The sequence below is a fragment of the Exiguobacterium sp. HSB13 genome, from assembly GCF_056764755.1.
This window is the reverse complement of the sequence record NZ_JBUZOM010000001.1, coordinates 1,140,055-1,159,719: the sequence shown is the minus strand read 5'-3', so window position 1 is coordinate 1,159,719 and position 19,665 is coordinate 1,140,055. Positions and strand designations below refer to the sequence as shown.

The window sequence follows — 19,665 nt, the reverse complement described above, 5'->3', positions numbered from 1 at the left end:
AAATACAAGAAAGGGGAAGGAAGGTTGCGTATCGAGTCATTTGGTAAACAAATAAAACAACTACGAATCGAAAAAAATTTAACACAAAAAGAATTGGCAAAAGATGTATGTAGTCAGGCGGAATTAAGTAAGATTGAAAATGGAAAAATAATGCCAACCATCGATCTTATTCAAGGTTTGTCTCAAAAATTACATATTTCAATGGGACAAATCTTCATCGATTCAAATGAAGTAAAGCTATTTCATGACTATGACGTACAACTGTCGGACTTTTCTAGGCAACGTCGTTATGATGAAATGCTAGAATTTATGAAACGTTTACCACCTAGTCTTCCTCCTTCCGTTCAATTATTGATTCATTATTTTGAATGGGTTGCTCGCGAAGGTAAAAAAGATATCGATTACCGGACATGTATCTCCCAATTGCTTCGCTTATCGGATGAACATCAAATGGAAATAGAGTATCCTGTTCTTTATTTACGTATTCGAATGTCGGTCGCGAACTATTATTACTTGAACGGTCAATATCCATATGCGCGAAAAATATATGAAGGGTTATTATCGTATGATTATTCGACACATGCACTTAAAAAATTACAGTGTAAAATCATATATAATCATGCGCAACAGTTGTATTTTCAAAATGACTTTAAAACAGGACTACAGGTTGCTGAACAAGGGATTTGTTTATCCATCGAACGAAAAGATACAGCGATGTTAGGACATTTCTTTTATCAAAGAGGATGTTTCTATGAAGAATTGAATTATCGAAAGTGTGATATCCGTGATGCGTTTACTCATGCCTATTCTCTTTTTACTGCCTTTGGCAATGAGAATCATGCCGCGTTAGTCTTAAAAGGTAAAAAACAATTTCTCCACTTTCAAATGTGATGATGGAAGTGAAAGAAAGGAAGATATAATGGATCACTTACCCGTCTCGATTGGTTATGAAATCAAGAGAATTCGAAAAGAAAAAAAGATTACACAATCAGAATTGTGTGAAGGTATTTGTAGCCAAGCTGAAATTAGTAAAATCGAAAATGGTAAAAACTCACCCACCATCGATTTGCTACAACAAGTCGCAAAACGATTAAAGGTACCATTGTCGATGTTGTTTCAAGATCATTTACGAAGTGATGTTTTTCAATCGTATGACAAGCAATTAGGAGAACTATTGCGCACTATTCAATACGTCGATGCTTTAAAGATGATCGAACATATTCTTTCAACAGTAGATTTTGAGGAAGTTCGTGACTTAGCAGCATATTATCAAGTCATCGTTCAAGAAAAAAGTGGTCAACTTCACTACCAAAAAGCCATTCAATCGCTCGAACGATTACTCAATAAAGAACACCTTTGGTTTGAATCAGCTACTCTGTATTTAAGAATTCAGATGGCGATAGCAAATTTGTATGTTGAACATGGTGACTTCGATTTAGCGGAGGCTATCTTTCAAACATTGATTCAATCGAATTACCCATCCATCGAATTGAAAAAAGTTCGAATCAAGATTTTATATAATTATGGACAACAACTATTAATGCAAAAAAAATACCTTGCCGGTCTAAAAATCACCGAACAAGGTATTCAAGAGAGTCTTCAAATAGAAGATGGTCTTTTTTTAGGTCACTTTTATTATCAGCGAGGATATTTCACTCAACAACTGAATGGCGATCTTTCAGCTATCCAACGCGATTTTACGATGGCCTATTCCGTCTTTCGAGCATTTGATATGCCACTTCATGAAAAAATACTTCTGGAAGAACATGCAGAGTACGTTCTCTTCCCCACTTAAAACTCACGACCGAATTGTCGGCACTCTTGAAGCGCTTGATTGATTAATTCAGAGGCACGTTCCGGGTATTGCTGATGTCCTTCGAGAATGACAGTCGATACATCTTCAATGCCAAAGAATGCTAATAAATCTAGCATGTAGCGAACAGCGTGCTCACTCGATGCTTTCTCTTTCGTCGAATAATCACCACCGCGTGAATGAATCAACAGCACTTGTTTGTCTTCAACAAGTCCGATTGAACCTTCTGCCGTATAACGAAACGTTTGACCAGCTTGGGCAAGGTAATCCATATAATTGTGCAGTGGTGCCGGAACCGTCAAGTTCCACATCGGAAATGAGAAGACGACCTTGTCGGCGTCTAAAAACCCGTTTAAATACTCTCGAAGTCGATGAGCATGAGTCGCGTCATCTCCAGTTAATTCTTCGCCTTTAAAGAGACGACCTGCTGCGCTCGCAAGTTTCAAATCAAAAAAGGGAAGACGTTCTTCAAATAAATTCAAAACCGTAACTGCATCATCCGGATGTGATTCGCGATACGCGTTCAAAAAGGCATCGTTCAATTCAGAGCTAATGCCTTTTTTTTGATGTGTGCTATCGTTCGCTTCAATGAATAGTAAATGTGACATAAACATTACTCCTTTCTATACTTATCTATTCCCATTCTGCTCAAAATCATGACTTCCCATTATTTTATTATTTTTAGAAAATTCAGGTTTTATTTTGGTTCTGATAAGGAAAATAAACGACAGGAACTAGAAAGAGGGGATGGCGGTGAATACACAGCGACGTTCTTCCAATAGTCTGCAATATCATCGAGAAATTCGGGCAAATTATCAGTTGTTCGGGATGATCATTTTTGTGTTGACGAGTTGTGGTGCCGTTTTATACATCGTGGCGAATACATTTAGTCGCTCCGGTTTAGATGGTGACGATTGGGTGCGAGCGACCGTCATTGCAAGTGCTGGAATCGCGCAGTATTTCATCGGTAAAAGCTCGTTGTCAGATCGTTTAAAACCCCATATGATGTCGAGTATTTTTTTATTGATTCCTTATATTTATTATCCATTCATTGATCGAGGTGTTCAGTCCGTTTGGGCATGCGCATTACTGTTTATTTTAGCGTCTCTCGTCGTTATTAACCGAACGATGTTGTTATACGCGACGAGCATCACGACGATCTCTCTCCTCTATATTTGGTATCAGACTCCCTCACTAGAAGGTGTTACGCTGTTTGCATCCGATCATATTGCGCGAATCGGACTTATCTTGATTGCGACGATCATAAGTTTATTGATCCATAATCAATACGTCACTCGTCTTGAGCGTAATATTGACTACTTAGCCCGTTTACAAGAACAAGCATTTACGGATTCTGTGACAGGTTTGTCAAACCGTTCTTCTTTTGTCATAGAAGTGGACAAGAAGAAGCGAGAAGGCGACATGATTTGTCTGGTTGATCTGGATGATTTTAAAACCGTCAATGATGCTTTTGGTTACCGGACAGGTGACCGCACTTTGCATATTATTGGTCGTCGGTTGATGAATCGCTTTCCGGATTGTACGATTGCGAAAGCGAGTGGAAGTGCTTTTTTACTACATGCACCAAACCATTACGATGCGCGAACTCTTTGTGACGATATTTTATCGAGTGTATCAGAGCGCGTCCAAATTGATTTTAAACAGATTAACGTCACTGCAAGTATCGGTGTTTCCTATGTGAATGACGAAACGACGGACCATGTCATTAATGATGCGGAGATTGCCTTGTTCACTGCTAAATCTAATCGGAAAAATACGTATGCGATTACAGATTTAGCGACACAAAATGAACGAAAGCGGGCGCTTCAGTTAACACGCGACTTGTACGATGCAGAACTGGATCGCGACTTTTTTATTTTATTTCAACCTCAGGTCAATGCACGAACTCGTCAAATTACAGGAGTCGAAGCATTAATTCGATGGAATCATCCGGAATATGGTCTTGTTCCACCAAACGAGTTCATTCCACTCGCGGAGCGGACACGTTTCATTGAGACATTAGGAGTTTGGGTCATGCGTCAAGCTTGTTTCCAAGGAAAAGCATGGTTGGAAGAAGGCAAGGAGCCGTTAACGATTTCTGTGAATGTCTCGCCGTGGGAATTACGCCAATCTGATTTTACGGATCGCGTATTGGCGATCTTAAAACAGTCTGGCTTTCCTCCGTCATTACTCGAAATCGAAATGACAGAACACATCTTCATTGAAGGAACAGAGCAAATCATCGAGACATTAAACGCACTCCATTTGTATGGGATCCGGATTGCGCTCGATGACTTCGGAACGGGCTTTTCATCGATGCAATCCTTAGTGGAGTTACCGTTCGATCAATTGAAGATTCCAAAAGAAATCGTTCAAGAAGCCATTCATTCTGAGAAGAAACGAGCGATGATCGAAACGATCATTCAGTTAGGGAAGCGATTAGATATGACAATCGTAGCTGAAGGGATTGAATTAGAAGAAGAGGCGGCATTGCTCGAGAGATTAGGGTGTCATACATTGCAAGGATATCTCTTCCATCGCCCGTTACAACCAAGACAATTAGAACACTTTTTAACGATGTATCGAGAAGGCTGACGATATGATATATCAAAAAAGAAAGTAAACAGGCGGTGGACTATGTCCATCGCCTGTTCGTATAACTGTTTATTAATGAATCACAGATACCGCGCAAAACGTCGTTCGAGAATCTCTTGAATGACTGCGATACAAGAACAGATACCCCAGTAAATGAACGCAACAACAAAATAGACGGTCATATAATCGAATTCGCGCCCACCAACGATTTTTGCTTTTTGAAAAATCTCAGGAACTGTAATCATGGCAGCAAGCGATGAAGCTTTAACCAGATCAAGCAAGACGTTTGAAAGCGGTGGGATAGCAATTCGAATCGCTTGTGGCAAAATGATGCCAACAAATGTCCGGTATCTGGATAAACCGAGTGACGCCGCCGCCTCTTCCTGACCACGATCAATCGATAGCAAGGAAGAACGAATGATCTCCGCCATGTACGCAGCACTGTTCAAACTAAAACCGGTAATTGCTGCGGTTAACGCGTTCAGTTGAATATTGATGACCGGCAGCCCGAAATACAACATGAACAGCAATACGAGAATCGGGACACCTCGCATGAACGAGATGTAGGCGCTCGCTCCGAGACGTAAAAGTCGAAGGCGAGACAGACGACAAAGGGCAAGGATTAACCCGATTCCGAGACCAATGGCCATGCTAAGCAAGGAAATCCATAACGTCTGCCCTAGTCCACTCAAAATATAAGGAAACGATTCGACCGCCAATTCCGGATTGAAGACGGACCGCCAATCAATCGAAGACATCGTTACTTCACATCGACGATCGTCGTTTTGACGTCAGGCATTTGGGAGACATCTTTTCCGGCATAGAATTGCTTGGAAATTTCCTTTAACGTGCCGTCTTCCTTCATCTTATCGAGTTGTTCGTTAATATTGGATTGAAGTTCCTTGTTATCTAAATCCATGATTAAACCAACCTGACTTGGATTATAAGCGATATCAGGATGAATCGTAATATCAAAGTCCTTGAAGAAATCGACAGCGAGTGTTTGCAAGTAATAATCATTCAAGATGACGTCTGTGCGACCATTTGAGACATCTCGAAGATATTGATCGTTCGTCGCGTTATCGTACGTGACTTCTTTTGCACCGTATTTTTTAGCAATCTGCATATACGTCGTCGTTGCTTCTCCGGCAGCTTTTTTTCCTTTTAGATCTTCGAGAGATTTGATGCCTGACAAATCACTTTTACGGACGATTGCCGTACCATACGTATATTTATATGGTTTTGAGAACGCAAATTTTTCTTTACGATCATCGGTGATCGTAATGTCGTTAGCGGCAAGATCGACTTGACCTGTATTGACGCTTGTCAACATACCGTCGAATGACATCTCTTTGAATTTCACTTTCAAATCAAGGCGTTTTGCTACTTCTTTAACGACTTCGACGTCAAATCCAGTCAACTTATTGTTCTTCTCTTCATGGTAAGATGTCGGAAAAAGTGTACCAGCTGTAGCGACGACGATCGTTCCTTCTTTTTGAATCTTGTCATATGCGGTTGCCTTCTCCTCTTGCTGACCACATGCGCTTAATAAGATCGAGCTTCCTGCGATCAAGAGACCCGTAAATTGCATTGTTTTTTTCATCGTATTATTCCTCTCTTTATTTCCATGATCAAATAACTCTTTTCATAGTTAAAAATACCACGGAATCATATGTTCGGGCAAAGTAATACGCGCACAAAGTGTAGAAATCAGCCAAAAAAAATGTTGAATGAATATCCAAGTTTATGTAAGCGTTATCAATGTTGATATATGGTAATTATGGCTTCAGAGGTTGCGCGAAATGGTGATTATGCATAGTAGCGAATAAACATAAAAGGGTGTAAAGTATAATTTAACTGAATATACAGAAAATTAAGAAGGCAAGGAGAGTGCTACTATGACATTTCATCAATACCCTGAACAGCAGGGATTATACGACCCTCGTATGGAACATGATGCGTGCGGGATCGGGGTTTACGCACATCAAACAGGACGAGCGAGTCATGAAATCGTTGAACATGCATTGGCCATGCTTTGTCAAATGGAACACCGTGGTGGACAAGGAAGCGATGCGAAGACGGGAGACGGAGCGGGTATTTTAACGCAATTACCAGATCGGTTGTTTCGTGAAACAGTTCGTCACATTTCCTTCCCTAAAAAAGGGGATTATGGCGTTTTCATGATGTTCTTACCACGTGAGGAACGGGAACGGATGCGACTCGAGCGAACGTTAGAGTCAATCATTTTGACGGAAGGACAAGACGTATTGGGATGGCGGACCGTACCTGTTCAGTCCGAAGTGCTTGGATCGGGTGCACGCAGCACGGAGCCAGTCATTCGTCAATGCTTCATTGGTGCACAGGCGATGGAAGGATTGACATTCGAACGAACGCTCTTTTTGATTCGACGAGCGTTTGAACGTGAATCAGAACAACTCGGTCTTGAACAATACGTCCTCAGTAGCTCAAGTGAAACAATCGTTTACAAAGGACTTGTGACGACGGATCAATTGCGCGCGTATTTCGATGACTTACGAGACGAGCGCTATCAATCAGGATTTGGTATCGTGCATTCGCGTTTTAGTACGAATACGTTCCCAAGCTGGAAACGTGCCCATCCGAACCGTTATTTGATTCACAATGGCGAAATCAATACATTACAAGGGAACATCCGGGCAATGCGCGGTCGCGAACGTCGACTGGCTGAGACGACATACGGCAATCGGGCAGAAGAAGTGTTACCGATTCTAGATGAGACGGGTAGCGACTCATCGATGCTTGATAATGCGTTTGAGTTTCTCCATCTGTCAGGTCTATCGCTTGCTGAGACAGCACTGATGCTCGTACCGGAACCATTCGAACATGCCGAAATCAGACCGGCGAAGCGCGCGTATTATGAGTACCACAGCAGCATGATGGAACCATGGGATGGTCCGTCTGCCATCGTCTTTACGAACGGGAAACAGATTGGTGCGACGCTTGACCGAAATGGTCTACGCCCGGCGCGATATGTTCTATTACGCGATGGTCACTTCATGTTGTCGTCAGAAGCAGGAGTACTCCCTCTTCGTGAACAAGACATTCTGTACAAAAAACGATTAGCACCGGGTGAACTGCTTTTACTCGATTTTGCGTCCGGTCAGTTGATTGCAGATGAAGAAATCAAACGGGAGCTAGCGACACGGCACCCCTACGCGGAGTGGCTCGCTCAAGAAGTCGTGACCCTCTCAAGTAACGACTTTAAGGAAACGCTCGTCGATCTTGGTACGAAACAACGACACTTCGGGTATACCCGTGAAGATATCGATCAATACCTGATACCGCTCGTCGAAGAACAAAAGGATCCGTTAGGCGCGATGGGGACGGATATACCGCTAGCGGTCTTAAGTGAACGCCCTCAATCCTTGTTCCGTTATTTCAAACAGCTGTTCGCTCAAGTCACGAATCCACCGATCGACGCGTTACGCGAAGAGATCGTCACCTCGACGCTAACATGGTTAGGTCGACAAGGGGAGCTGCTGACGCCGAACCGTGCGAACTGTCATCGTGTTCGCTTAGAGACGCCGATTCTAAGACCAGACGAAGCCCATGCGCTGAAACATTGTGGGCTCAAGCAAAAAACGATTTCGGCGACGTTCACCGATTCACTTGAAGAAGCGCTCGGCATGATCGTTGATGAGGCTGTGACCGCTGCACGAAACGGATATGAATTATTGACGTTATCGGATCGCCTCGTACGCCCTGGCACATTGCCGATGCCGATCCTCTTAGTGACGAGTGCGATTCATCATGCTCTGATCCGTAAGGGATTACGCACAAATCTCAGCTTAATCGTTGAAGGTGGAGAAATTCGTGAAGTTCACCATGTTGCGACGTTGATCGGATACGGTGCGGATGCGATTTATCCGTACCTGGCGTATGCGACGCTTGAAGAAGCGGTAGGGGATCGTTTTATGGATGTAGACAAACGTTACCAAAAAGCAGTCACGGAAGGCGTCGTCAAAGTCATGTCGAAGATGGGCATTTCGACGGTCTTCAGCTACCGGGGGGCGCAAATCTTTGAAGCAGTCGGAATCGACCGCGCCGTCATCGAGCAGCATTTCACTGGTACGGTCTCTCAATTGAGCGGGATGACGCTTGAACTGATGGAAGAAGAAGTCCGACGGGCACAACGGATTGCAGATGAACGGATTCATTTAGAATCCGGCAGTGTCTTCCGGTACCGTCAAGCGGGAGAACATCATGCCTTTAACCCGGCAACGATTCATTTGTTGCAACACGCATGCCGGACGAATGATTACCGGCTCTATCAAAAGTATGCACAACGCATTCAGGAGGAACCGGCAACGGTGCTACGACATCTGTTGACATTCAAGGAGACGACGGCAATCCCAATCGAAGAAGTCGAGCCTGTCAGCGAAATCGTCAAATACTTTAAGACGGGTGCGATGTCATACGGTTCCTTATCAAAAGAAGCACACGAGACGCTTGCGATCGCGATGAACCGCTTAGGTGGTAAGAGTAATAGTGGTGAAGGCGGGGAAGAGGAGGAACGATACGAACGGGATGAAAATGGTGACTTCCGGATGAGCCGGATCAAACAGATCGCCTCTGGTCGTTTTGGGGTGACGAGTCATTACCTCGTTCACGCGGACGAATTACAAATCAAGGTGGCACAAGGTGCGAAACCTGGCGAAGGCGGTCAATTACCTGGTGAAAAAGTCTATCCGTGGATTGCGCGTGTACGTGCATCGACACCGGGTGTTGGATTAATTTCCCCACCTCCACACCATGATATCTATTCGATTGAAGATTTGGCCCAGTTGATTCATGACTTAAAACGTGCCAACGATCAAGCCCGGATTAGCGTCAAACTTGTCGCAAAAGGTGGCGTTGGGACAATCGCGGCTGGAGTTGCGAAGGGACTTGCGGACGTCATCGTCATCAGTGGGCATGATGGCGGCACGGGTGCCTCGCCGAAGACGAGTATTCAACATGCCGGACTGCCATGGGAACTTGGTCTTGCTGAAACCCACCAAACGTTGACATTAAACGGGTTGCGCGAGCGTGTCGTCCTTGAAACCGACGGAAAGCTATTGACTGGTCGCGACGTTATCCTCGCCGCAATGTTAGGAGCGAATGAGTATGGGTTTGCGACAGCTCCGCTTATCGCCGTCGGATGTATCATGATGCGTGCTTGTCATCTCGATACGTGTCCTGTTGGTGTCGCGACACAGGATCCAGAGCTCCGTAAGAAATTCACGGGATCTGCCGATGACGTCGTCCATTTCATGACGTTCATCGCAGAGGAAGTACGAGAACATTTAGCGAAACTCGGTGTAAGACGACTACAAGATCTCGTAGGGCGAACGGATTTACTCGAACCATCAGAGCGACAACGGACGCATTGGAAGGCGAAGAGTCTTGATTTTTCGCGTCTCCTCGTCCATGTGACACACGGTCCGGCTGAACAACAACAGCATCATGTCGAGCGTTCCTTTGATGCTCGTGAAATCTCGCCGTATTTGGAGGCGGCAGATTTCAGTCAGCCTCAGACACTACGTTTAACGATTCAAAATACAGACCGTGCGATCGGAACACAGACCGGTGCCATGCTGACAAGACGGTTTGGGGCACTTGGTCTTCCGACGGACCGATTAAAACTCGAACTGAATGGATCTGCCGGACAAAGTTTAGGCGCTTATTTACCACGTGGCGTAACGCTTGATGTCACGGGAGAAGCGAATGATTACGTTGGGAAAGGATTGTCCGGAGGTATCATCGCCGTGCATCCTCCACGTTCGATTTCGTTCGTCTCGTCCGATCAGTCGATCATTGGTAACGTCGCACTTTACGGGGCGACAAGTGGAGAACTCTATGTCAACGGTCAGGCAGGTGAGCGATTTGCTGTTCGAAACAGTGGAGCCGTCGCCGTCGTCGAAGGAATTGGCAACCATGGACTCGAGTATATGACCGGTGGATCTGTCGTCGTCCTTGGAGATGTCGGAAAAAACTTTGCTGCTGGTATGTCAGGTGGTGTCGCCTATGTCTTGCCGCGTAATCCTGAACAATTTTTACAACGTGTCAACCGCGAACTCGTTTCGACGGGACCTGTCACGCATGTCGAAGAGATTGCGCGACTGAAGACGTTCATCGAACGTCACGTCGCACGGACTGGTAGTGAACAGGGCGATGCGATTCTAGCGAACTGGGATCATGTCATTCATTCGTTCATCCGCGTCATTCCTTCGACGTATGAGAAAGTGACGACGTTGATGGCTGATTTTGCAAAACAAGGACATAACACCGAAGAAGCGATGTTGCTCGCATTTGAGACACATTTAGGGCGCAGAACAGGAGGGGTACGATGAAACGACGCGATCAATTCATGACAGTTGCTCGTTCGGGTGGGACGGAACGACATCCAAGCGAACGGGTGGGTGATTTTAAGGAATATAAGACGGCTTTGACGGAAGCGGAAGCGAGTCAGCAAGCAAGTCGATGTATGGATTGTGGCACCCCGTTTTGCCATGTAGGGGAAGTATTTGATCAAGTGAAGATCGGCTGTCCAGTCTATAACTTGATTCCAGAATGGAACTTGCTCGTAGAAGAAGGACGTTTTCAAGAGGCACTCGATCGCCTTCTTGAGACGAACAATTTCCCGGAATTCACGGGTCGTGTCTGCCCAGCGCCATGCGAAGGGTCCTGTACGTTGTCGATTCATGAACCCGCGGTCGCGATCAAAGATATCGAACGGACGATCATCGACATCGGCTTTGAAAAAGGATGGGTCGTGCCCCGAATTCCAGCAATACGATCGACACGCTCGATTGCCATCGTTGGATCTGGTCCTGCCGGTCTTGCGGCTGCCGATCAGCTGAATCAAGCCGGTCACCAAGTGACGGTCTTTGAGCGGGAAGATCGTATTGGCGGTCTATTGACGTACGGTATACCAGCCATGAAACTCGATAAAGAGGTCGTACAGCGCCGTGTCGATTTGCTTGAAGCGGAAGGGATCCACTTCCGGACGAACGTCACGATTGGCGCAGATATCACTCTTGAGACACTTGAAGCGGAGTATGACGCCGTCATCTTATGTGTCGGTGCGACGGAACCGCGCAAATTGACTGATGCACCAACGCGTGGAGTTGGTTATGCGATGGATTATCTGACAGGGGTGACACGTCACGTGCTCTCGCAAGAACCGTTGTCTCCTGATCACGATGCGAAAGATAAAGATATTCTCGTCATCGGTGGAGGCGATACAGGAGCGGACTGTGTGGCAACAGCACTCCGTCAACGTTGCCGCTCCGTCGTCCAATTTGGTAAACATGAACAACCGGGTATGACGCGTGCAACAGGAAATATGTGGCCGGATACACCGTTACTCTACTCCATCGATTATGGGTACGCAGAAGCGTTGCAACAATTCGGTCGGGATCCTCGTGAATACTTGATCGCCATCAAGCGATTCACAACAAGTGAATCGGGTCAAGTCACCGGTGTCTGGACGATTCAGACGACGAAAACAAAAAATGAATCGGGGGCAGTGATCTTTGAGGAAATCGAAGGGAGCGATCGTTACTTCCCGGTCGATCAAGTCTGGATCGCCATTGGATTCAGTGGTGTGGAAGAGAATGTACTCGAACATTTAGCGGTCGCATCAGAACGCGGGAAAATCAAGACGACGCGTTACGCGACGAACCGGCAAGGCGTATTTGCCGCAGGTGACGCAAGACGGGGGCAATCACTGATCGTCTGGGCGATTCGAGAAGGTCGTGAAGTGGCGGAAGCCGTCGGTCAGTATTTAAGAACGATGCAACAAACCGGCTAAATCACATGGTCTGGATTTTCTGATACTTTCAGAAATCCAGGCTTTTTTACGTTTGGCAAAGGAATCTGCCAGTTCAAAAATAACTATTGATTTTATTTCAAGGTGAAACACCGAAAATATTTCTGCTATTCTTATAAAATGAAGAGGAGGTATGACAGATGAATCCAGAAATCATCTATTTCGTATGCGAGAGTGGAATGGCGAGTAGTATCATGGGGGCTACGATTTTAAGAAAGCGCTTACTTGAATGCGGTATTACGACAGACGTCAAGACATGTCGCATCGCAGAACTACCTGATCAGGCATCTTTTATCGTCGGAGAAACGCAACTCGTCCATCGACACGTATGGAAAGCACATTGTTCTGTTCATCCAGTCGATCAGATTCTTGATCCGACTGCATATGATGTCATCCTCGAATCTTGGCAGAAAAGAGTGAGGCTGCATGACTGAATTTACACCACGGGAACATGATATCTTATTTTTCCTCTTATCACGCGAAGAACCTGTTCAAATCCAAGAGATCGCGGAAACGCTCGAGACATCGGAACGAACGATTCAACGTGAACGCGATCGTCTTGCCCAGTCTTTAGAAGATCATGACTTGCGTTTGACATATGTCCGCGGCAGAGGTCTATTAATTGAAGGAACAGACGAAGCTAAACATGCATTACGAGACCAATTATTGTTGTCACATAAACAATTACCGAACGCTGAAGATCGCCAAGTCGAGTTAGCGTATCGGCTACTGCAAGAAGAAGGGATGGTCAAATTACAGGCGATCGCCCATGCGATGTATGTGGCTCCGAGCACGGTCAGCCAGGATTTAGAGCGGATTGATGAGTGGTTTCTGCAATATGACCTTGAAATCAAGCGCAAAAAAGGTATTGGTGCAGAAGTCATCGGCGAAGAAATCAATAAACGCCGTTTACTGATTTCATTGATTTTTACGCAATGGGATGTTCTCGCTTTCTATCGGTTGTTACAAGGCGACGCCGGGCAATTACCTCATCTGTTACGCATGAATCGAACATCCTGGCTTGAGATGATCAATCAAGCGTACGCGGTCATTGCGCCATTGACGAAAGAAGGGCGTCTCAATGACCGACAAATCATGCGCGCGACACTCAGCTTAGCTTTACAAGCGTTGCGCAAAGATCAGTTTCCGATGCGTTACGAGTTAAAAGCGTATCCGGTCGAAATCCTCAAATGGGTAGAACGCGTGGAAGAGCGATTACCTGACACATTGTCGATTGCCGAACGCCAATGGTTATCAGAAGAGTTGCGTGCTTTCTTTCAATCGGACGCAGGAGATACGGAAGAACTCGTCACGCGCCTTCGTGTGAAACGATTGATTGAACATGTTTCCTTATTGTATGGAACGAACTTCACGAAGGATCATGCGTTAGAACGCGGACTCGTTTCGCATATTCAATCGTACACGCGTCAAAATAGCGTCAATCCGTCCTATGTCATTAAACAAATCGAACGGGAATATCCGCGCTTGTTTGATGCGGTCAAACAAGCAGCGCTGTCAATCTTCACCGATGCGACATTTGAAGACGTCGATTTAGCTTTTTGGGTCATGCATTTCGGTGCCGTTCTCAGCAAACCGACACCAAAACTACCCTATCGCGTTTTAGTCGTCTGCTCTGCAGGACTCGGTTCCTCGAAGTTACTGATGAATCGGTTGCGGCAAGAATTCGCTGAACTCGAGCACATCGATAACTCGTCCCTGTTTGGCATCGAACGGTTACCAATCGACTCGTACGACTTCGTTTTATCGACCGTACCGTTGCCTGACATCCGCCCACCACATCTTCTCGTTAACCCGTTACTTCCTCAGGATGAGGTCGAACGGATCCGGAAATTAATTCTCGCATTGCCTAAATCCTTTCAGCCGGCACCGCGAAGGAAGAAAACGGAATGGCTTGATCTTGAGCAATTGCATCGGCTCGTTGCGTCGTCAATTCAAGTATCGGACGGATTCCGAATGGAACGGTTAGAGCGAGTAGGCGATGGGATTGAATCGCTATTGTTTGAGATCAGTACGCGCATGGTCGAGCAAGGATTAGCAAAGTCAGCTGTTTCGCTCTCTGGACAATTGCTTCGTCGTCATGAGATGTCAGGTCTCGGTATTCCGGGAACGCGGCTCGCACTGTTCCACGGACGCGATGCGACGATCCAAAGAGGGGGATTTCTTATCTTTGAATTACCTGAACCGATCGACTTACTCGGGATGGATCAACAGTTGCAATCCGTCGAACGGCTCCTCGTCTTGGTCGCACCGGAAGAAACATCGAATGAACTGCTTGAATTACTCAGTTCAATCAGTGCTGCGATCATCGAGAGTCCCGAACAAATGGATCAATTCGAGTTCGGTGAGGAACAGACGATTCGTCTGCTTTTGAATCGAACGTTTCGAACGGTCATTGATCAATTTCTAGGTCACACTTGAAAAATCCCTGTCACTCAATTCCTGAAGTGACAGGGATTTTTTTAGGTCAGGCAGGCTTCTTTCCAGTCTGTCCAACTTCTTGGACAAAGACTGAACTAGGAAAGATTGAGTAAGCGCTTGCAGTGCACTTACAATAAGAGCATAGCAAAGCAATCATCTTATCAACTCATACACGAAATGGAGGCTAACGCAATGGCGACAGCTCAAAATGGAGCACGGGGCATCCGTGTACAAGTTCAACGGTTCGGAAGCTTTTTAAGCGGAATGGTCATGCCGAACATCGGTGCATTTATCGCCTGGGGGATCATCACGGCACTGTTCATCCCAACTGGATGGGCACCAAATAAGGAACTCGGTGAACTCGTCGGTCCGACAATCACCTATCTTTTACCGTTGCTGATCGGATACACAGGCGGAAAATTAATGCATGACGTCAGAGGGGGCGTCGTCGGGACGCTCGCGACGATGGGGGTCATCGTCGGAACAGAGATTCCGATGTTCCTCGGTGCCATGATCATGGGACCACTTGGCGGATACGTCATCAAAAAGTTCGATCAGTTGATCGAAGGAAAAATCAAACCAGGTCTCGAAATGCTCGTCAACAATTTCTCGGTCGGAATCATCGGAGGTTTGTTGATGCTCGGTGGATTCAAAGTATTCGGACCACTCATGACAGGTCTTGACGACATCATGGCTGCAGCAGTTGGTGCGATTGTCAGTGCACACTTATTACCGCTTGCCAGTTTGTTCATCGAACCAGCGAAAATTTTATTCTTAAACAACGCAATCAACCACGGTATCTTAAGCCCTCTTGGTCTCGATCAAGTAAACGAGGCGGGCAAATCAGTTCTATTCCTACTCGAAGCCAACCCAGGTCCGGGTCTCGGATTGTTACTCGCTTACTCGTTCTTCGGTTCTGGTGCAGCGAAGAAAACGGCACCGGGGGCAGCATTCATTCAGTTCATTGGTGGGATTCACGAAATCTACTTCCCTTATGTCTTAATGAAACCGGTCCTATTACTTGCGATGATCGCAGGCGGTATGAGTGGGATCCTCACATTCGTCCTATTTGATGTCGGTTTAGTCGCACCTGCTTCACCAGGTAGTATCATCGCTGTCCTTGCGATGGCATCCCGCGGCTCTTACGTTGGATTGATTGCCGGTGTCCTTGTGTCAGCGTCCGTGACATTCGTTGTATCAACTGTCCTGCTGAAGACAAGCAAAGCAAAAGAGACATCACTTGAAGAAGCAAGCGCGAACGTCAGTGCGATGAAAGGAAAACAATCGATTGCTTCGACACTCGTTTCAGCTGATGCAAAACCACTTGCGGAAGTCGAACATATCATTTTCGCTTGTGACGCTGGGATGGGATCGAGTGCGATGGGAGCATCCGTCCTTCGCAATAAAATCAATAAGGCGGGGTTACCGATCAAGGTAACGAATACGTCGATCAGCCAACTGCCGCAAAACGCTGAATTGATCATTACGCATCGAGATTTGACGGAGCGGGCTATGGAACAGGTACCAACGGCAGAACATCGGTCAGTCGATAACTTCTTGAATGCCGGTTATTATGACCAACTCGTCCATGAGATCGAAACAGCACGGAATAAGATTTCTTAAAGATAAAGATAGAGACACTCAAGGAGGAATAAACATGACAACGACAATGAACCTTTCACCGGAACTCGTATTACTTGACCAACAATTCGCAGACGAGACGGCAGCCATTACGGCTGCCGGTCAACTCCTCGTCGATCACGGATATGTCGAAGCCGGTTACATCGACTCAATGCAGGAGCGTCATGCTTTATCGACGGTCTATATTGGCAACCATGTCGCGATTCCCCACGGAACAGAGTCGGCTAAATCGCAGGTCAAGAAGACAGGACTTTCGATTCTACAAGTACCGCAAGGCGTAGCGTTCGGAACGGAACAAGCACGACTCGTCATCGGCATCGCTGGCGTCGGTGACGAACACCTCGAGTTGCTATCGAATATCGCGGTCATTTGCTCCGATGAGGAGAACGTCGAGCGTATTGTGAAAGCGACATCAAAAGAAGAAATCATTGCCTTATTGACAGCGGAGGTGTAAGCATGAAAGCCATCCATTTTGGTGCCGGTAACATCGGACGTGGGTTCATCGGCTTACAACTCGTCAAGACGGGTTACGAAGTCTGTTTCGTCGATGTCAATACGACGGTCGTCGATGCATTGAAAGCACGACATACCTATGAGGTCGGTTATGCCTCTGAACAAGGAGGGCGTGAACGGGTCGACGGCGTGACAGCGCTCAACAGCTTGTCTGAACCGGATCAGGTCATTGCAGCGATTCGCGATGCAGATGTGATTACAACAGCTGTCGGACCGAGCTTGTTGTCGAAAGTCGCTCCTTTGATCGCGGAAGGATTACGTCAACGTGATCAGCAGACACCTGTCTACGTCATTGCGTGTGAAAACATGATTGGTGGGTCAAAACACTTGCAAGCAGAGGTGGCGAAACATCAGCCGATAGAAGAGAACTGGTATTTTCCGAATGCAGCGGTTGACCGAATCGTACCGCTTCAACATCACGAAGACCCGTTATACGTCGAAGTGGAAGAATTCTTCGAATGGGTGATCGAGACGACTGGATTACCGGAAGCCTATCCACGAATCGAAGGCGTCACCTATGTCGAGAACATCGAACCGTTCATTGAGCGGAAGCTGTTCACCGTCAACACAGGACATGCGATCGCTTCGTACCTCGGAGCACTATTCCATAAAGAAACGATCGCTGAAAGTCTAACGGATCCACGCATTCGTCGTGGTGTCCAGACAGCACTTTACGAAACAGGGTGGTTGTTACTTGAAAAGTACGGCTTTAACCCAGTCGACCATAGTGCGTATATCCAAAAGAATATGAAACGCTTTGAAAATCCGCGGATTCATGATGAGATCATTCGTGTCGCCCGCTCACCGATTCGAAAACTGAGTCCAAGTGATCGACTCGTCAAACCGGCGAAGGAACTGATGGAGCGTGGGATTGAAGCAGATGGATTAGCGCGCGGGATCGCAGCAGCCCTGACCTATTTCGATCCAAATGATTCAGAATCTTCTGAATTAAATGCGTATATCACGAAACATGGAATTGAAGACGCATTGAGCGAATATCTCCAATTGTCAGCATCGGATCCACTGGGATCTCGGATTGTTGAACATTATGAAGCGATGCAACAACAAGTCAATTCGATTGCTTAATAATAAATGTGCGCACCACCCTTCACATCACGCGAAGGGTGGTTTTGTATTTCAAATAACATGTAGCGCATCGTCATCGAAATAACCAGTTTTTGAAATTCTTCTATCACAATTTGATTACAATTTGTATATTAAATTTGGAATATTCGAAAACGAATATTTAGCGATTAAAATACATTGTACGCTATATGAACGGAACATCTCTATTCCGATTTTTCAGGTAAGAGAAGGTGATCATATGTTGAATTATAAAGTGAACGTATATAGATTAAACGGAGCACGACCAAAAACTACAAAAGGAACCGGACCAAAACATTTGATTTATTCGAGTCAATTTTCTTCACGTACACCAGTCCATTTATTGCATCAACTCATCTTGAATCGACTATTGGTTGAACAAGAAAAAAACCTTGATTTGACGTACACGATCGAAGTAAATGCGGTACTTGATCAATTCGTGATCGACGTTCGTGTCTTTTCGACAGATACGGTCAGTGTCCAAGTTGAGCGTGACTTGATTGAAATCATTGAACGCGAAGAAGTCCGTCATATCCCGGCGCTTGAAATCGGGAAACCTGATTTTGCTGAATTCGCCCACATCGTCTTAAAGGTGAAGGAAGGTGGACTACGCCTTTCACAAGAGGATACGCAACGAATTTTCAATGAGTCTGGTGTTCGAGGACGAATCATCCTGCACAAGGAGCGCATCGATAGTCATGAGCCCTCCCATTCGATTCAGTTGTTGATTGGTGGGGCCGAGAAGTGTTTGTATAGTCTTTCGCAATATCAGCTTGATCCACTCTTCCGTAAACATGGGTTGACGATTCAATCCTTGAATCTGTTACCGTTTGATTTATTCATGATTCGTGACAAAATTGCGATGCTGTCTTCGGCAGATGCTTCGCAATTGTGGATCGATGACATCACGACATCCAAGAACGGACGATCACATCAGATTTGTTTTAACGATGGGAATGAATGCATGACGGTCATCTGTGATCTGCATGGATCAATTCGTTCTTATAAATGTTCGTGATGGTTTAACTCTTCTTCGAATAGGCTACATTCTTAACAGAGGTTATAACGAAGGGGAGTCGAACAATCATGTTATCTAAACAACAGACGGAAGAATTCAAGCAACGATTATTAAAGGAAAAAGAAAAGACGACATCAAACATCGAACAACGCGATACGGATTACGATGAAGGTGAATTGTCGAGTTACGATAATCATCCTGCTGATTCCGGCGATGAATTGTTCTTGCGCGAACGCGATCAAGCGATCACGGATATGCAAGAAGACATGCTGTCGGATGTTGATCGTGCATTAAAAGCGATCGAGGACGGAACGTATGGCATTTGTAAGGTCTGTGGAAAAGAGATTGAGATTGAACGTCTTGATATCATTCCGGAGACGTTATTATGCATCGAGCATGCAAAAGAAGAAGCAGAACAAAACGAGAACGATCCGAATTCGCGACCAAGCGAAGAAGACGTACTGGATCCATCTGTCACAGCCCGCGGGAAAGACATCGACGGTGATACGGACGGTTTCTCGAAAGTGAGTGACTTTGGTAGTTCCGATACACCGTCTGACCAAGAAGACGGGATTGACCCGACACGGTCTTGATCGTAAAACATCTCCTGAAAACGGAGATGTTTTTTTTCGAAAAAAATCACAGATATTTACCGGAATTTTTTGACTTTTCATATAATTTTGGTACGAT

Annotated in this window: 15 protein-coding genes; 12 read left to right on the top strand and 3 right to left on the bottom strand. The window is 45.7% G+C overall.

Annotated features, from left to right (window positions below; genetic code table 11):
- Nucleotides 1-24 precede the first annotated feature (24 nt).
- Together ACZGCQ_RS06340 and ACZGCQ_RS06335 are read left to right on the top strand one after the other, a co-directional pair.
- Nucleotides 25-891, top strand: a complete 867-nt coding sequence (locus ACZGCQ_RS06340) for a helix-turn-helix domain-containing protein (RefSeq protein WP_481265876.1) — start codon at nucleotides 25-27, stop codon at nucleotides 889-891.
- Between the two features lie 28 nt (nucleotides 892-919).
- Nucleotides 920-1,795: a helix-turn-helix domain-containing protein gene (locus tag ACZGCQ_RS06335; RefSeq protein ID WP_481265875.1), complete on the top strand. Its 876-nt coding sequence runs from the start codon at nucleotides 920-922 to the stop codon at nucleotides 1,793-1,795.
- Here the strand turns inward: ACZGCQ_RS06335 and ACZGCQ_RS06330 are convergent.
- Complete coding sequence (locus ACZGCQ_RS06330) at nucleotides 1,792-2,421, bottom strand: FMN-dependent NADH-azoreductase (RefSeq protein WP_481265874.1); 630 nt, start codon at nucleotides 2,419-2,421, stop codon at nucleotides 1,792-1,794. The genes ACZGCQ_RS06335 and ACZGCQ_RS06330 overlap by 4 nt on opposite strands.
- A 145-nt stretch (nucleotides 2,422-2,566) precedes the next feature.
- Here ACZGCQ_RS06330 and ACZGCQ_RS06325 point away from each other — a divergent pair, with 145 nt between their 5' ends.
- Entirely contained in the window at nucleotides 2,567-4,408 is a 1,842-nt protein-coding gene (locus ACZGCQ_RS06325; RefSeq protein WP_481265873.1) for a putative bifunctional diguanylate cyclase/phosphodiesterase, read from the top strand.
- A gap of 80 nt (nucleotides 4,409-4,488) precedes the next feature.
- Here the strand turns inward: ACZGCQ_RS06325 and ACZGCQ_RS06320 are convergent, their stop codons facing one another.
- Together ACZGCQ_RS06320 and ACZGCQ_RS06315 are read right to left on the bottom strand one after the other, a co-directional pair.
- On the bottom strand, nucleotides 4,489-5,166 hold the full coding sequence (locus ACZGCQ_RS06320; RefSeq protein ID WP_481265872.1) for an amino acid ABC transporter permease: 678 nt from the start codon (nucleotides 5,164-5,166) through the stop codon (nucleotides 4,489-4,491).
- 2 nt (nucleotides 5,167-5,168) lie between these two features.
- The gene (locus tag ACZGCQ_RS06315) at nucleotides 5,169-6,011 is read right to left on the bottom strand and encodes a transporter substrate-binding domain-containing protein (protein ID WP_069940808.1); all 843 of its coding nucleotides are present in this window, start codon (nucleotides 6,009-6,011) and stop codon (nucleotides 5,169-5,171) included.
- 295 nt (nucleotides 6,012-6,306) lie between these two features.
- Here ACZGCQ_RS06315 and gltB point away from each other — a divergent pair, with 295 nt between their 5' ends.
- From gltB to ACZGCQ_RS06270, 9 genes are all read left to right on the top strand, one after another.
- Nucleotides 6,307-10,779: a glutamate synthase large subunit gene (gene gltB, locus ACZGCQ_RS06310; protein ID WP_481265871.1), complete on the top strand. Its 4,473-nt coding sequence runs from the start codon at nucleotides 6,307-6,309 to the stop codon at nucleotides 10,777-10,779.
- On the top strand, nucleotides 10,776-12,242 hold the full coding sequence (locus tag ACZGCQ_RS06305; protein ID WP_481265870.1) for a glutamate synthase subunit beta: 1,467 nt from the start codon (nucleotides 10,776-10,778) through the stop codon (nucleotides 12,240-12,242). Before gltB ends, ACZGCQ_RS06305 begins: the two co-directional genes overlap by 4 nt.
- Before the next feature lie 158 nt (nucleotides 12,243-12,400).
- On the top strand, nucleotides 12,401-12,694 hold the full coding sequence (locus tag ACZGCQ_RS06300; protein WP_058705357.1) for a PTS sugar transporter subunit IIB: 294 nt from the start codon (nucleotides 12,401-12,403) through the stop codon (nucleotides 12,692-12,694).
- On the top strand, nucleotides 12,687-14,699 hold the full coding sequence (locus ACZGCQ_RS06295) for a BglG family transcription antiterminator (RefSeq protein ID WP_481265869.1): 2,013 nt from the start codon (nucleotides 12,687-12,689) through the stop codon (nucleotides 14,697-14,699). The genes ACZGCQ_RS06300 and ACZGCQ_RS06295 overlap by 8 nt, the downstream gene beginning before the upstream one ends.
- Before the next feature lie 192 nt (nucleotides 14,700-14,891).
- Nucleotides 14,892-16,322, top strand: coding sequence for a PTS mannitol transporter subunit IIBC (locus ACZGCQ_RS06290; protein WP_050678286.1), 1,431 nt, complete (start codon nucleotides 14,892-14,894; stop codon nucleotides 16,320-16,322).
- Nucleotides 16,323-16,356: 34 nt separating this feature from the next.
- Nucleotides 16,357-16,794 (top strand): PTS mannitol transporter subunit IIA, encoded by a 438-nt coding sequence (locus tag ACZGCQ_RS06285; RefSeq protein ID WP_236627092.1) that lies wholly within the window; start codon nucleotides 16,357-16,359, stop codon nucleotides 16,792-16,794.
- A 2-nt stretch (nucleotides 16,795-16,796) separates the two neighbouring features.
- Nucleotides 16,797-17,939, top strand: a complete 1,143-nt coding sequence (locus tag ACZGCQ_RS06280; RefSeq protein WP_481265868.1) for a mannitol-1-phosphate 5-dehydrogenase — start codon at nucleotides 16,797-16,799, stop codon at nucleotides 17,937-17,939.
- A 238-nt stretch (nucleotides 17,940-18,177) separates the two neighbouring features.
- A complete protein-coding gene (locus tag ACZGCQ_RS06275) occupies nucleotides 18,178-18,975 on the top strand; it encodes a hypothetical protein (RefSeq protein WP_481265867.1) in 798 nt (265 codons plus the stop codon).
- A 68-nt stretch (nucleotides 18,976-19,043) separates the two neighbouring features.
- The gene (locus tag ACZGCQ_RS06270) at nucleotides 19,044-19,568 is read left to right on the top strand and encodes a TraR/DksA C4-type zinc finger protein (protein ID WP_023468557.1); all 525 of its coding nucleotides are present in this window, start codon (nucleotides 19,044-19,046) and stop codon (nucleotides 19,566-19,568) included.
- Nucleotides 19,569-19,665: the final 97 nt, after the last annotated feature.

What these genes read in the sequence shown, in the direction of transcription:
- ACZGCQ_RS06290 (WP_050678286.1), top strand. Translation starts at nt 14,892, where the DNA reads ATGGCGACAGCTCAAAATGGAGCACGGGGCATCCGTGTACAAGTTCAA.
- ACZGCQ_RS06320 (WP_481265872.1), bottom strand. Translation starts at nt 5,166, where the DNA reads ATGTCTTCGATTGATTGGCGGTCCGTCTTCAATCCGGAATTGGCGGTC.
- ACZGCQ_RS06335 (WP_481265875.1), top strand. Translation starts at nt 920, where the DNA reads ATGGATCACTTACCCGTCTCGATTGGTTATGAAATCAAGAGAATTCGA.
- ACZGCQ_RS06275 (WP_481265867.1), top strand. Translation starts at nt 18,178, where the DNA reads ATGTTGAATTATAAAGTGAACGTATATAGATTAAACGGAGCACGACCA.
- ACZGCQ_RS06315 (WP_069940808.1), bottom strand. Translation starts at nt 6,011, where the DNA reads ATGAAAAAAACAATGCAATTTACGGGTCTCTTGATCGCAGGAAGCTCG.
- ACZGCQ_RS06305 (WP_481265870.1), top strand. Translation starts at nt 10,776, where the DNA reads ATGAAACGACGCGATCAATTCATGACAGTTGCTCGTTCGGGTGGGACG.
- ACZGCQ_RS06300 (WP_058705357.1), top strand. Translation starts at nt 12,401, where the DNA reads ATGAATCCAGAAATCATCTATTTCGTATGCGAGAGTGGAATGGCGAGT.
- ACZGCQ_RS06295 (WP_481265869.1), top strand. Translation starts at nt 12,687, where the DNA reads ATGACTGAATTTACACCACGGGAACATGATATCTTATTTTTCCTCTTA.
- ACZGCQ_RS06270 (WP_023468557.1), top strand. Translation starts at nt 19,044, where the DNA reads ATGTTATCTAAACAACAGACGGAAGAATTCAAGCAACGATTATTAAAG.
- gltB (WP_481265871.1), top strand. Translation starts at nt 6,307, where the DNA reads ATGACATTTCATCAATACCCTGAACAGCAGGGATTATACGACCCTCGT.
- ACZGCQ_RS06330 (WP_481265874.1), bottom strand. Translation starts at nt 2,421, where the DNA reads ATGTCACATTTACTATTCATTGAAGCGAACGATAGCACACATCAAAAA.
- ACZGCQ_RS06280 (WP_481265868.1), top strand. Translation starts at nt 16,797, where the DNA reads ATGAAAGCCATCCATTTTGGTGCCGGTAACATCGGACGTGGGTTCATC.
- ACZGCQ_RS06285 (WP_236627092.1), top strand. Translation starts at nt 16,357, where the DNA reads ATGACAACGACAATGAACCTTTCACCGGAACTCGTATTACTTGACCAA.